Origin of the sequence: Duganella sp. 1411 (genome assembly GCF_017833525.1) — a bacterium.
Lineage (GTDB): Bacteria > Pseudomonadota > Gammaproteobacteria > Burkholderiales > Burkholderiaceae_D > Rugamonas.
This window is the reverse complement of record NZ_JAFICD010000002.1, coordinates 928,274-942,187: the sequence shown is the minus strand read 5'-3', so window position 1 is coordinate 942,187 and position 13,914 is coordinate 928,274. Positions and strand designations below refer to the sequence as shown.

Below are 13,914 nucleotides of genomic sequence, written 5' to 3'. Positions count from 1 at the left end.
CATTCTTCACTGAAAAGAGAAACAAGCCCGTCGTTGGAAGCGGGCTTTTTTTATTCCGCAGATAATCGTCAGCTAAATTACAACATTTCCATCCATGCGCACCGGTAACGGTCGGCGCGGGCTATGGCATTTTGTATTTTCTGGCGAATACGCATTGAGAGACTTTTAATGACAAAAACGCCGAAAACTTTAACGTTGTCCGTCAAGGCCGCCCGCACCAGCTCCGCGCCGCTGGTGGTGCCAAAGACGACTCTATCCTATGTGATCGATAATGCGCAAGAGGCAGCGAGCAAAGTAACGGTAGTCAAGAAAAAAACGCGCCTGAGCGCCGCCGCCGAGGCGGCCCAGGCCGAGGCGCAGGTGGCGCTCGAGTCGCCGCTCAAGACCGTCAAGGTGGCGCGCAAGGGCGCCATCTCCGGCGCCGTCGCGGCCGACGAGCCCGTCGCCGACACGGTGGTGGTCAAGGTCGCGCCGAAGTCCAAGCTGGTCAAGGCCGTCAAGGTCGCCGCTGATCCGGCGCCGGTCACCATCGTCACCGCCGGCCCGGCCGTCAGCCAGGTCACCGACGCCGCCACCCTGGCGTCGATCGACACCTCCGGCTATCTGCTGCCGAGCGTCAAGGTGCCGGGCCGCCGCGGCCGCAAGCCGTCCGAGTTCACGCCGGAAAACGATGAAGTGGCGGCGTTGAACGCCGTCGAGCGCGCCGAACTGAAGGCCGTGTCGAAGGCGCGCGAGCGCAAGGCCAAGGGCGGCGCCGCCGACATGCTGGGCATCGATTCGAAGAGCACCGCCGAGGAGCTCGAGCGCCGCCGCACCCAGATCAAGAACCTGATCAACATGGGCAAGGAGCGCGGCTTCCTGACCTACGCCGAGATCAACGACCAGCTGCCGGAAAACATCGTCGACCCGGAGGCGATCGAAGGCATCATCGCCACCTTCAACGACATGGGCATCGCCATCTACGAGCGCGCCCCGGACGCCGAATCGCTGCTGCTGACCGACAGCGTGGCCACCGTCACCTCCGACGACGAAGTGGAAGCGGCCGCCGCGACCGCGCTGTCGACGGTCGACTCCGACTTCGGCCGCACCACCGACCCGGTGCGCATGTACATGCGCGAGATGGGCGCCGTGGCGCTGCTGACGCGCGAAGGCGAGATCGAGATCGCCAAGCGTATCGAGGGCGGCCTGAAGGACATGATCCAGGCCATCTCCGCCTGCCCGACCACGATCGCCGAGATCGTCGCGCTGGCGCGCAAGATCGAAGCGGACGAGCTCAAGGTCGATGAAGTGGTGGACGGCTTCGTCGACCTGAACGAGGCCAACAACGCGCCGGCCGTCGCGGCCGCGCCGGCCGCGCCGTCGGACGACGACGAGGAAGAGGAAGAAGAAGTCGAGGAAGAAGACGGCGACGCCAACGGCGGCGCGGCCGGCTTCTCGACCGAGCAACTGGCGCAGCTGAAAAAAGCCGCGCTGGAAAAGTTCGACGTCATCTCGACCCAGTACGACAAGATGCGCAAGGCCGCCGGCGGTTACGGTTCGAAGGCGTACGTCGCCGCGCAGGAAGCCATCTCGGCCGAGCTGCTGGGCATCCGCTTCACCGCCAAGGTCGTCGAAAAGCTGTGCGACACCTTGCGCGGCCAGATGGAAGAAGTGCGCCACATCGAGCGCGCCGTGCTGGAACTGTGCGTGAACAAATGCGGCATGCCGCGCGCCCACTTCATCAAGGTGTTCCCGGGCAACGAGACGGACCTGGACTGGGTCGACGGCGAGGTCGATTCCGCCTACCCGTACAGCGCCATCCTGGGCCGCAACGTACCAGCCGTCAAAGAGCTGCAAAAGAAGATGATCGACCTGCAGGCCCGCGTGGCGCTGCCGCTGGCCGACCTGCGCAAGATCAACAAGCAGATGGCCGCCGGCGAAAAACGCGCGCGCCAGGCCAAGCGTGAAATGACGGTCGCCAACTTGCGTCTGGTGATTTCGATCGCCAAGAAGTACATCAACCGCGGCTTGCAGTTCCTCGATCTGATCCAGGAAGGCAACATCGGTCTGCTCAAGGCGGTCGACAAGTTCGAATACCGTCGCGGCTACAAGTTCTCGACGTACGCGACGTGGTGGATTCGTCAGGCCATCACCCGTTCGATCGCCGACATGGCCCGCACCATCCGCGTGCCGGTGCACATGATCGAAACGATCAACAAGATGAACCGCATCTCGCGCCAGATCATGCAGGAAACGGGCAGCGAGCCGGACCTGGCGACCCTGGCGGTCAAGATGGAAATGCCGGAAAACAAAGTGCGCGAAATCATGAAGATCGCCAAAGAGCCGATCTCGATGGAAACGCCGATGGGCGAGGACGGCGATTCGCAGCTGGGCGACTTCATCGAGGACAACACCACCCTGGCACCGCTGGACGCCGCGCTGCACGCGTCGATGCGCAACGTCATCAAGGAAGTGCTGGACTCGCTGACCCCGCGCGAAGCGAAAGTGCTGCGCATGCGTTACGGCGTCGAGATGTCGAACGACCACACCTTGGAAGAGGTGGGCAAACAATTCGACGTCACGCGCGAGCGGATACGCCAGATCGAAGCGAAGGCGATGAGCAAGCTGCGCCAGCCGTCGCGTTCGGACAAGCTGAAGACGTTCCTGACGCAAAACTAAGCGTCAAGCGGGAAAACGGAAGGGAGGCCATGCGCCTCCTTTTTTTTCGTCGTTCAATGTGGATACACGCTGGATATACGCTGGATATACCTTGGAAACACGTAGGGCGGATTAGCGCAGCGTAATCCGCCATTGCATGCGTCTCGACGGCGCATGCAATGGCGGATTACGGCGTTCCGCCTAATCCGCCCCACGTGTCAACGCGACCGCGGCCGCCTCCGCCATCGCCTGATAGCCGCGGTCGTTCGGATGCAGATGATCCCCGCTATCGAAGGCGGGCAGCAGATGCGTCGGCCGCTGCGGATCGCGCAGCACCCGGTCGAAATCAACGACCGCGTCGAACCCGCCCGCCTCGCGTATCCACGCATTGACCTCCTGCCGCTTGGCCTCGCCGAGCGCCGAATGCACGAACGGCTTGCCTACGCCGCCATACGGCGTCAAAGTGCCGCCGCAGATCCTCACGCCCCGCGCGTGCGCCTGCCGTATCAAGGTTTGCAGGCCATCGATAATCTGCCGCGCCGATACCTGCTCGGCCGGCGACGCCAGCATGTCGCCGGCGCTGATGTCGTTGAGCCCCTCGTGCAGCACGATCCAGCGCACGCCCGGCTTGTCCAGCGCGTCGCGCTCAAACCGCGCCAGCGCGCTCGGTCCGACAAACGGCTTGCTGGCGCCCTTGAGCAGCCGGTTGCCCGCGATGCCGGCGTTGACGACGGCGATCGACGACGTCGTCAAGCGCGCGGCGAGCAGGTCGGGCCAGCGCGCGTTGGCCTCCTCCTTCGAGCCGACGCCATCGGCGATCGAGTCGCCGACCACCACGACCGCCCGCGCCTTGGCGCTGGAAGCGACTTCGACGTCGGTCAGGAAGTAGCGGCTGTCGTCGGTTTCCGTGACCGCGAAGGCGAGGGCGGCGGTCACGTCGGCGCCGCGCACGATATAGGCCGTCTGCATGCCGGCGCCGTGGATGGAGGCGACGCCCGCGCCGTCGGGCAGGTACAGGCTGACCGCCAGTTCCCGCAGCGGCGCCACGTTCAGGTCGACAGCGTCGCTCAGGACGCTTTCGCCGTTGGCGATGGTGACTGTTGGGCTGCCGTTGAAGGTCAGCGCGCGATCGCTGCCCGGCTCGATCGACGCCCCGGCGGCTCGGAGCGCCACATGCACGGGTCCGATGCCGACCGGACCGGCGCCGTGCAGATTGGACAGGCGGATGCGCACGCTGTCGCCGCCGACGCTGGCGCGGACGATCTGGCGGATGGTCTGGGCTTGCAGCGCCGGCCCGGCGCTGTCGGGGGCGGCCGTCCAGGTGGTGACCCAGTTCGGCGGCGTCGCCGACATCGCCGGCTCCGGGCTCCCGGTGAGCGCGAGCAGCAGGGCCGCCGCGCAGCGTAGATATACAAGTTTCATCGATCGATCCCGTGACTGTTGGAAATGCAAGTGCCCAGTCTAAGGAAGCGGTGTCATCAGATCAACTGGCGGGGACGCATAGTAAGTATGCGGGCGCGGCATGGCGCTCACTCGGCATTGAAGTGCGTGACGCCGTGGTCGAAACGGTGCAGCACGTCGAAGACCTGATGGCGGAACCATTGATGCGCGGGATCGTGGTGATTGCGCGCATGCCACAGCAGCCAGTAGCGGTAGACGGGCGCCTCGAACGGCAGCGGGCGCCAAACGACGGGCGCCCGCGCCGCCATTTTGATGGCGATATGTTCCGGAATCGTCAGCAGCAGGTCGTTGTCGCCGACGATGCGCAGCGCCGACGAGAAAAACGGCACCGTCAGCCGCACGTCGCGGCGCAAGCCTTGCCGCGCCAGCGCCTGCTCGACGAAGCCGTCCTTGTCGCTGCCGCCGGTAATGCGCGCGTGGGGCCAGCGGGCGTAGTCGGCCAACGTGAGCGCCGGTTGCCGCGCCAGCGGATGGGTGGCGCGCATGGCGCAGACCGGCCGGTCCTCGCCCATCGCGCGCCCGTGCAGATTGTCCGGCACGGTGTCGGCGATGGTGGCCACCAGATCGACGCCTTCGTCGCTGAGCAGCCGATAGTAGCCCGGCTCCCACAGATGGAAGGCGAGGCCGGCGCGCGGCGCGTTGGCCGCGACCGCCGCGACCAGCAGCGGCAGCATATGGTCGGCCAGGTAGTCCGAGCCGGCGATCGAAAACGTGCGCGCGCAGGTGGCGGCGTCGAAGCCGGGGCCGTCGATGATCGCCTCGAGCGCCAGCAGCGTGGCCTTGAGCGGTCCGCGCATCGCCTCGGCGCGCTGGGTGAGCAGAAAGCGCTGGCCCTCGCGGATCAGCAGCGGATCGTCGAACTGGGAGCGCAGTTGCGCCAGCTGGCGGCTCAGCGCCGACTGCGTCAGCCCGAGCATGGTTGCCGCCAGCGTCAGGTTGCGGGTTTCCAGCAGCGCGTCGAGCGAGCGCAGCAGATTTAAATTCGGTGGCGGCTGCGGCATGGCTTGGAACCCCGGGGTCAAGTCTAACATTTCGACACGAGTTCAACCGTATCGTCCGTCCATGGCCGGGCCCGTGTAGAAATGGTGGACCTGACCCTGGAGCTTATTTCTGTTTCCACGGGGTTTGGCCGGCCGCGCTGGCCTTGGCGAACACTTGCTGTTCGTAGTCGAGGTAGGCGCGCAGCATCGGGCGATAGGTCGATTCGGCGATCTGTGGCGACAAGCCGTTTTGCGCGGCCAGCGTCATCGCCTTTTGCACCACGGCCTCGGCGCGCGCCGGCACTTCCACATGGGTGGGATCGGCCTTGAAGCGCGCCGCCTCGTGCACATAGCGGCCGCGCTCGGCCATCAGGCGCACGATGTCGTGGTCGATGCGGTCGATGTTGGCGCGCACTTCGTCGAGCGTCTGGCAGCAGGCGCCGTTGTCGACGGTCGGGCTGCCCCATGGCGCCGGTTTGGCCGCCGCCGCCTCCTGCGCGTGCGCCGTGGCGGCCGTCAGAAGGAAAACAGTAAGTATGCACAACCGCATGTGGCGCTCCGTTTGATATGGCGATGGGCGCGATTCTACCGGTTTTCAAAGACGGGGTCAGGTCCACCATTTCTACACGGACCGGTCCGTAAAAGGCTTTACGGAAGAGCCCGTGTAGAATTGGTGGACCTGACCCCGGAGTTTATTGCATGAACCAGCCGTGGCTGACCACCAGCGATTGCCCCGTCAGCGCGTTCGACGGGAAGCTGGCGAACAGCAGCGCCACTTCGGCGACGTCTTCCACCGTCGTGAACTTGCCGTCGACCGTGTCGGCCAGCATGACTTTTTTGATGACGTCGTCCTCGGAGATGCCCAGCGTCTTGGCTTGCTCGGGAATCTGCTTGTCCACCAGCGGCGTGCGCACGAAGCCGGGACAGATGACGTTGGCCCGCACGCCGTGCTCGGCCCCTTCCTTCGAGACCGCCTTGGCCAGGCCGATCAGCCCGTGCTTGGCGGTGACGTAGGCCGATTTGAGCTTCGACGCTTCCTTCGAGTGCACCGATCCCATGTAGATGACGCTGCCGCTGCCGGCCTTGTACATGTGCGGCAGGCAGGCCTTGGTGGTGAGGAAGGCGCCGTCGAGGTGGATCGAGAGCAATTTTTTCCATTCGTCGTAAGGGAACTCCTCGACCGGGTGGATGATCTGGATCCCGGCGTTGCTCACGAGCACGTCGATTTGCCCCCAGGCGTCGACCACAGCGGCGATGCCGGCGTTCACCTGCGCTTCGTCGGTGACGTTCATGGCCACGCCCATGGCTTGGCCGCCGCCGGCCTTGATCTCGTTGGCGGTGGCCTGGGCGGCTTCCAGATTGAGGTCGGCGATGACGATCTTGCCGCCTTCGCGCGCGTAGATCAGGGCGATTTCCTTGCCGATGCCACTGGCGGCGCCGGTGACGACGCAGACTTTGTCTTTCAGTTTCATGTGCGGACTCCTTGGGGTTGTGGGTGTGGACCAGACATTACACTCCTTTGCGGCACCACGTGTCGATGCTCCAAACGTACAGTGCCCGACCTGGCTGAAGGGAGGGTTAAGACGCGCGCCGATCCGTCCCGCGTGGCAGCGTGACCCGCACCAAGGCGCCGCCGCCGTCGACGCCGCCGACCTCCAGCGCCGCCCCCAGGCGCGCGGCGCGCTCGCGCATGCCGACCAAGCCGTAATGGCCGCGCCGTTCGCCCGCCTGCAAAATCTCCTCCGGGATGCCCTTGCCATCGTCGCGCACCAGCAAGGTCAGCGCGTCGGCGCCGAAGTTCAGTTCCACCACGATGTGGCCGGCGTCGGCGTGGCGGAAGGCGTTGCCGATCGCTTCGCGGCCGATGGCGAACAAATCGTCCTTGGTCGTCGCAGTCAGCGCGTACGGCGCGCCGCGCACCTGCAGGCGGAAGCGGGCCGGCAAGCCCTCGGCCAGGCCGTCGCCGAAACAGGCCAGCGCCTCGGCCAGCGTTTCGTCGGCGCGCGCCGCCGAGCGCAAGCCCATCACCTCGTCGCGGCCCTCGATCAGCGCCCGTTCGATGTGGCCGATGCCGCGCTCCATCGCGGCGCGCGCGGGCAGGGCGGGCGGGATCTGCTCCATCGCCGTTTGCATCATCAGCAGCGTGCCTTGCGCCTGTTGCAGGAAGGTGTCGTGCAGCGCGCGGGCGATGCGCTCGCGCTCTTCCAGGCGTTCCAGCTGGCGCGCCTCGATCAGCGCGGCCAGCTGCGCCAGCCGCCAGCGCCAAGCCAGCGCCACCAGCGCCACCAGCGCCAGTCCGCACAGCAGCTTGAACCAGACGCTTTGCACGAACGTCGGCGGCAGCTCGATGTCGAGCGTGGCGCCTTTGTTGTTCCAGACGCCGTCGCGGTTGGCGGCGATCACGCGGAAGCGGTAGCTGCCCGGTTGCAGGTTGGTGTAGAACGCTTCGCGCCGGCCCCCGGCGTTCTGCCAGTCCTGGTCGACGCCGTCGAGCCGGTAGCGGAAGGCGCCGCGCTCCGGCACCGACAAGCCGGGCGCGGTGAAGGCCAGGTGCAGGTTGTTCGCGCCCTGCGGCAGGCGCAGCGGCCGGTCGGCCGGGTAGTCTTTGCCGTTGCTCGAGACGGCGAGGAGCTCGACCGGCGGCGGCAGCGGGTCGCGGCGGATGGCGCCGGGCGTGATCAGCATGGCGCCGCCGGTGGTCGACAGCCATAATTTGCCGTCGCCGGCCCGCACCATCGACGGGAACGGGCCGCTGGGCTGGACCGTGCCGGTCAGGCCTTCTTCCTTGCCCAGCAGCTCATAGTCGACCCGGGCGCCGCCGCGCACGAAGGCGCCGAGCTGGCCGGCGCCGATACGGAAGGCGCCGTCGTGGCCGTGCAGCCAGAGCTCGCCGTCGTCGGTGGCGACGATGCCGCTGATGCCGCGCAGTTCGCGGCCGTCGGCCAGCAGCAGCGGCACGAAGCGCCGGCCGTCGTAACGCGCCGCGCCCGATTCGCCCGCGACCCACAGGTTGCCGTGGTGCTCGTAGATGCACAACACGTTGCCGATGCGCAGGCCGTGCTCGGCGCCCATCAGGGTCGCCTTGCCGCCGTCGACGACGGCGATGCGGTTGCCCTGGTAGCCTATCCATAGCCGGTCGCGGCCATCCGACAGCAGCGCCATCACCCGCAGCTTCGGCAGCGACGGGTAGGGCTGCTCCCATTTGCCGTCGCGGAAGCGGAACAACTCGTAATTCAGGTAGCTGGCCCACCAGTCGCCGCGGCGGTCGCGCGCCAGCGCGTAGATGGTCGGGCTGTCGGCCAGCGGCGCGGCCGGCGAGGGTATCGTTTGGCCGGCCTGCCAGATGCCCTGGTAAGTGCCGAGCGCGGGCCCGCCGGCGCCCGCCGCCGAGCTCCAGAAGCCGCTGTCGAGGGCGGCGTGCTGGCGGCCCTCGGCGTCCATCAGCCAGGCGCTGCTGCTGGAGTTGCTCAGCCAGACCTTGCCGTCCGCGCCGGCCGCCAATGCCGGCGTGACGATCGGCAGGTCGACCGGCAGCGGTACGGCGCGGTAGCGGCGGAAGCGATCGAGGCCGGTCGCGGTGCCGAACCAGATATTGCCGTCGCGGTCCTCGAAAAACGTTTGCGGACTGAGCCCGCTCAAGCCCTGGTCGCGCGTGAGGCGCTGGCGCGGATCGGGAAACACATCCGCCAGCACCCGCTCGACGTGGGTTTCGCTGGCCAGCCACATCGTGCCGGCGCGGTCGAACCACATGCCGCTGCCCGGCAGCTCCGGCCTGGGCGCCGTAGCGCCGGCCACCGGCGGCGCCGTCGACAGGCGGTAATTGGCGTCGGCCCCGTTCGATACCCAGACCGTGCCGTCCGGCGCGGCCGCCAGCGAGGCTAGTTCGATGCCGGCGGGACTGGCGACGCGGTAGCGCGCGTCGCCGGCGCGGCGGTAGTAGACGGCGTTGGAGGTCGACACCCATTGCGTGCCGGCGCGGTCGAACAGCACCTGCCAGACCGGCACGCGCGGATCGAAGCCCGTGTCCGGGCCGATTCGCACCCAGCGGTCGCGCGCGCGGTCGAGCCACGCCAGGCCGCGCGCGGTGGTGGCCCACAGCACGCCGTCCGGGGCGGTGGTGAAGCTGTGCGCGGCGCCGGGCGGGAAGCCGTTGTCGGCGCCGTAGTGCGCGGCCTTGCCGTCCTTGAAGACGCTGGCGCCGCCGAAGCGGTAGCCGACCCACAGGCCGCCGTCGGGCGCGGTGTGCAGCGGCAGCACGATGGTCGACAGCAGCGCGTGGCCGCCGATCCGGTCGCGGCGCTCGAAGTTGACGCCGTCGAAGCGGTACAAGCCGGTCGGGGTGGACAGCCACAACCAGCCGTCCGGCGTTTGCGTGATGGCCTGGATTTGCGCCGGCGCGCCCTGCGCGGCGCTCCACGCGGTGTGCGCGTAGTCGCCCAGCAGGCGCGCGTGGCGCGCGGCGCTGGCCGGCGCGGTCGGCGCGGCCAGCACGAGCAGCGCACACAGGGCTCCCACCATCAGCAAGCGGGCGCGCGAAAATGTCCAACTTGTGATGACTTTCATAACGACAGCATAGCGGATTCCAGATTGGAAATGAAGGTGGCGGCGCCACCTCCCAACCCGCCGCGCTTTGAGCGATACGCTCGCGCTACCGCCTAGGGGACGGACCCGCAGGGTCCGTCCCCGCTTGGCCGTGCGGGTTATGCGAGCAAAAAAACGCCCCGGGGATGAGCCGGGGCGTTGGCGCTGCAGGTTGGACGGCGCGGCTTAGCCGGTGTTGCGCAAGCCGGCGGCGACGCCGTTGATCGACAGGTGGATGCCGCGGTGGACCCGTTCGTCCGTCGCCTTGCCCGGTTCGCTGGTCAGCGAGCGGTGGCGCTTGATCAGCTCCACCTGCAAGTGGTTCAGCGGATCGAGGTAGGCGATGCGGTTCTGGATCGAACGCGCCAGCAGCGGATTGCCGGTCAGGCGTTCCGACGCGCCGGTGATGCTTTCCAGGATGGTCAAGGTGTTGGCGTGCTCCTCGGTGATGCGCTTGAAGATGCGCTCGCGCAGTTCCTTGTCCTGCACCAGTTCGGCGTAGCGCGAGGCGATCGCCAGGTCGGTCTTGGCCAGCACCATGTCCATGTTCGACAGCAAGGTGGCGAAGAACGGCCACTGCTTGAACATGGCCTGCAGCTGGGCCAGGCGTTGCGGCTTGTCGCCGTCCTCCACCCAGGCGCCGATGGCGCTGCCGAAGCCGTACCAGCCCGGCAGCAGCAGGCGGCACTGGCCCCACGAGAAGCCCCACGGGATCGCCCGCAAATCCTCGATGCGCTTGGTCGACTTGCGCGAGGCCGGACGCGAGCCGAGGTTCAGTTCGGCGATCTCGGCGATCGGCGTGGCGCTGAAGAAGTAGTCGGTGAAGCCCGGGGTTTCATAGACCAGGTTGCGGTAGGCCTTGTAGGCGCGGTCGGAGATCTCGGCCATGACGGTCTCGAACTCGCGCAGCTGGGCCAGGTGCGCGCTGTCGTCCGACTGCGGCATCAGGCTCGCCTCCAGCGTGGCGGCGACCAGCAGCTCGAGGTTGCGGCGGCCGATGTCCTTGTTGGAGAACTTCGAGGCGATGATCTCGCCCTGTTCGGTCAGGCGGATCTGGCCGTTGACGGTGCCGTGCGGCTGGGCCAGGATGGCCTCGTAGCTCGGACCGCCGCCGCGGCCGACCGTGCCGCCGCGGCCGTGGAACAGGCGCAGCTTGACGCCGGCCTTTTCGAACACCGTCACCAGGTGGGTTTCGGCCTTGTACAGTTCCCAGGTCGAGGTCAGGAAGCCGCCGTCCTTGTTCGAGTCCGAGTAGCCGAGCATGACTTCCTGGATCTGGCCCTGCTTGGCGATCAGGCCCTTGACCAGCGGCAGCGCCATGACCGCCTCCATGATGCCGGCGGCGCGCTGCAGGTCGGGGATGGTTTCGAACAGCGGGATCACCATCAGGTCCAGTTCCGCCTCGGTGCGGCCTTCACCTTCGCCGGCGGCGATGCGCAGCAGCCCCATTTCCTTCTGCAGCAACATCACTTCCAGCAGGTCGGAGACGGTCTCGGTGTGCGAGATGATGTAGTTGCGGATCGCGCGCGCGCCGTAGCGGGCGCGGATCTCGCGCGCCGCGCGCAGCACGCCCAGCTCCGAATCGGTTTCGTCGGAGTAGTCGATGTACGGCGAATACAGCAGGCGCGGTTGCGACAGCTCGCTCAGCAGCAGCGCCACCTTGGCGTCCTCGTCGAGCCCGGCGTAGGCCGGCTCGCCGCCGGCCTTGGCGAACAGCTCGGCCAGCACGCGCTCGTGGATGTCGGACGACTGCCGCATGTCCAGCGAGGCCAGGTGGAAGCCGAAGATGTCGGCCGCGCGCTTGAGCGTCGACAGGCGCGGGCGCACCAGCACCTCGCCGTGGTGGGCGGTGAGCGACTCGACCAGGGTGTGCAGGTCGGCCGAGAACTCGGCGGCGCTGGCGTACGGCTCGGCGTGGCCGACTTCCTTGCGCAGGATGTTGGTCGCGCCCAGCGCGCGGGCGGTGCTGGCCAGGCGCGCGTAGATGCCGATCAGGGCGCGGCGGTACGGCTCGTCGGCGCGGTGGTCGGAGGTGTCGGGCGACTGGTCGGCCAGCGCCTGCAGCGCCGGGGTGCAGCCGATCATCAGGGTCGAGATCGACAGCTCGGCGCCCAAGGTGTGCGCCTCCTCCAGGTAGAAGTCGAGGATGGTGGTGGCCTGGCGCGTCAGCGCGTGCTGCATGGTGCCGCCGTTGACGTTGGGGTTGCCGTCGCGGTCGCCGCCGATCCAGCTGCCCATCTGCACGTACGGGGCGTTGATCGGCTTGACTTGCGGCTCGTGGTCGTCGGCCGGCGCCTTGCCGTAATGGTGGGCGATGTCGCTCTCGATGTCGTCGTACAACCCCGGCAGTTCGCGCAGGAAGGTGGTGCGGTAGTACGACAACGCGTTTTCGATCTCGTCGGCCACGGTCAGCTTGGTGTAGCGCAGCATGCGGGTCTGCCACAAGGTGGCGATGCGCGCGCGCAGCAGGTGCATGTTGGCGGCTTTTTCCTTCGGCGTCAGCGGCAGGTCGCGCTCGGCCAGCAGGCGGGCGATGTCGTGCTCGGCGTCGAGGATGGATTTGCGCTGCACCTCGGTCGGGTGGGCCGTCAGCACCGGCGCGATCAGCGCCTGGTCGAAGAATTCGCCGACGGTCCGCTCGCTGACGCCGGCCTCCTTCAGTTTGCACAGCGCGAAGTTGACGCTGCCTTGCTGCGGGTTCGAGCCGGCCAGCAGGTGGGCGCGGCGGCGGCGGATGTGGTGCTGGTCCTCGGCGATGTTGGCCAGGTGCGAGAAGTACGAGAACGCCCGCACCACCGAGATGGTCTGTTCGCGGGTGAGGATCTTGAGCATGCCGTCCAGTTCCTTGGCGGCGCCGGCGTCGGCCTCGCGGCGGAAGCGCACGGCCGTCTGGCGGATGGTTTCCACCACGGCGAACACTTCCTCGCCCTCCTGGTCGCGCAGCACGTCGCCCAGCAGGCGGCCGAGCAGGCGGATATCTTCTTTAAGGGGCGCGTCTTTGTCTACTTCCGTAGCCGTCCCTGGTTGTTCAGCGATGTTGTCGTCGATTGCACTAGATTGTTTTGCCATGTGATAAGCCGCAAAGATGTGAAATGTCGGTGCAAAGGCTGGTAGCCCGGTTCTGCAAGAAGGTGAGCATGATAAAATTTGTGATCTTAAACATGCGCGATTTACTGGCCTGGCGCCGGTGAGCGTCAGTTACAGCGAAAGAACTGGTTTTGAAAACATCCGAAGTGGTCCAAACTCCCCCATCCAGACTGGTGATCGCGTCGCGTGAGAGCCGCCTCGCCATGTGGCAGGCGGAGCACGTGCGGGAGCGCTTGACATTATTATATCCTCAGTGCGATGTCAAAATTGTCGGAATGACGACAAGAGGTGATCAAATTCTGGATCGCACCTTGTCCAAGGTCGGCGGCAAGGGCCTGTTCGTCAAGGAACTGGAAGTAGCGATGGCCGAGGGCCGCGCCGATCTGGCCGTCCATTCGCTCAAGGACGTGCCGATGGAGCTGCCCGAGGGCTTCGCGCTGGCCGCCGTGCTGCAGCGCGAGGACCCGCGCGACGCCTTCGTGTCCAACGATTACGCCTCGCTGGCCGAGCTGCCGCCGGGCGCCATCGTCGGCACCAGCAGCCTGCGGCGCCAGGCGCTGATCGCGGCGCGCTATCCGCAACTGGTCATCAAGCCGCTGCGCGGCAACCTCGACACCCGGTTGGCCAAGCTCGATCGCGGCGACTACAGCGCCATCATCCTGGCCGCCGCCGGCCTCAAACGCCTGGGCCTGCCGCAGCGCATCCGCGCCGTGCTGGCGCCGGAGGACAGCCTGCCGGCCGCCGGACAGGGCGCGATGGCGATCGAGATCGCCGAACGCGACGACGGAATGGACCTGAAGGCGCTGCTGGCGCCGCTCAACGACGTCGCCACCGAGCAGGCCGTCCGGGCCGAGCGCAAGGTGTCGAAGGTGTTCGGCGGCAGCTGCCAGATTCCGCTGGCGGCCTACGCCACCGTCGATGACGGCCAGATGCACTTGCGCGCCATGGTCGGCACGCCGGACGGCGCGCGCGTGGCCAGCGCCGAGGTGCGCGGCCCTGCCGCCGATCCCGAGGCGCTGGGCCTGCAAGTGGCCGAGCTGCTGCGCGCGCAGGACGCGGTCGGCATCCTGGCCGCCTGCCTGAGCGACGCCGCCCAGGCCGAGGAGGCGGCGCGCTCGCGCGAACTGCAGGCCGACGGCTCGACCGGCCCGCAGCCGGTCTGACCGGG

General features: G+C 67.3%; 8 protein-coding genes. 2 read left to right on the top strand and 6 right to left on the bottom strand.

The genetic code is table 11. The features are described 5' to 3' along the window. The first annotated feature begins 168 nt into the window (after positions 1 to 168). Entirely contained in the window at positions 169 to 2,658 is a 2,490-nt protein-coding gene (gene rpoD, locus JOD97_RS15745; RefSeq protein WP_209719499.1) for an RNA polymerase sigma factor RpoD, read from the top strand. Between the two features lie 180 nt (positions 2,659 to 2,838). On the opposite strand, the gene JOD97_RS15740 is transcribed toward rpoD, so the two are convergent. From JOD97_RS15740 to ppc, 6 genes are all read right to left on the bottom strand, one after another. Further along, positions 2,839 to 4,059, bottom strand: a complete 1,221-nt coding sequence (locus JOD97_RS15740) for an SGNH/GDSL hydrolase family protein (RefSeq protein ID WP_209719497.1) — start codon at positions 4,057 to 4,059, stop codon at positions 2,839 to 2,841. Positions 4,060 to 4,166: 107 nt separating this feature from the next. Further along, positions 4,167 to 5,099: a LysR family transcriptional regulator gene (locus tag JOD97_RS15735; protein ID WP_209719494.1), complete on the bottom strand. Its 933-nt coding sequence runs from the start codon at positions 5,097 to 5,099 to the stop codon at positions 4,167 to 4,169. 103 nt (positions 5,100 to 5,202) lie between these two features. Continuing rightward, complete coding sequence (locus tag JOD97_RS15730; RefSeq protein ID WP_209719491.1) at positions 5,203 to 5,628, bottom strand: chorismate mutase; 426 nt, start codon at positions 5,626 to 5,628, stop codon at positions 5,203 to 5,205. 142 nt (positions 5,629 to 5,770) lie between these two features. Further along, positions 5,771 to 6,550 carry a 3-hydroxybutyrate dehydrogenase gene (locus JOD97_RS15725; RefSeq protein WP_209719490.1) on the bottom strand — a complete coding sequence of 260 codons (780 nt, stop codon included), beginning with the start codon at positions 6,548 to 6,550 and terminating at the stop codon, positions 5,771 to 5,773. A gap of 106 nt (positions 6,551 to 6,656) precedes the next feature. Then, the gene (locus tag JOD97_RS15720; protein ID WP_209719487.1) at positions 6,657 to 9,641 is read right to left on the bottom strand and encodes a sensor histidine kinase; all 2,985 of its coding nucleotides are present in this window, start codon (positions 9,639 to 9,641) and stop codon (positions 6,657 to 6,659) included. Between the two features lie 204 nt (positions 9,642 to 9,845). Then, positions 9,846 to 12,728: a phosphoenolpyruvate carboxylase gene (gene ppc, locus JOD97_RS15715; RefSeq protein ID WP_209719484.1), complete on the bottom strand. Its 2,883-nt coding sequence runs from the start codon at positions 12,726 to 12,728 to the stop codon at positions 9,846 to 9,848. 164 nt (positions 12,729 to 12,892) lie between these two features. Here ppc and hemC point away from each other — a divergent pair, with 164 nt between their 5' ends. Continuing rightward, entirely contained in the window at positions 12,893 to 13,909 is a 1,017-nt protein-coding gene (gene hemC, locus JOD97_RS15710) for a hydroxymethylbilane synthase (protein ID WP_209720474.1), read from the top strand. Positions 13,910 to 13,914 lie beyond the last annotated feature (5 nt).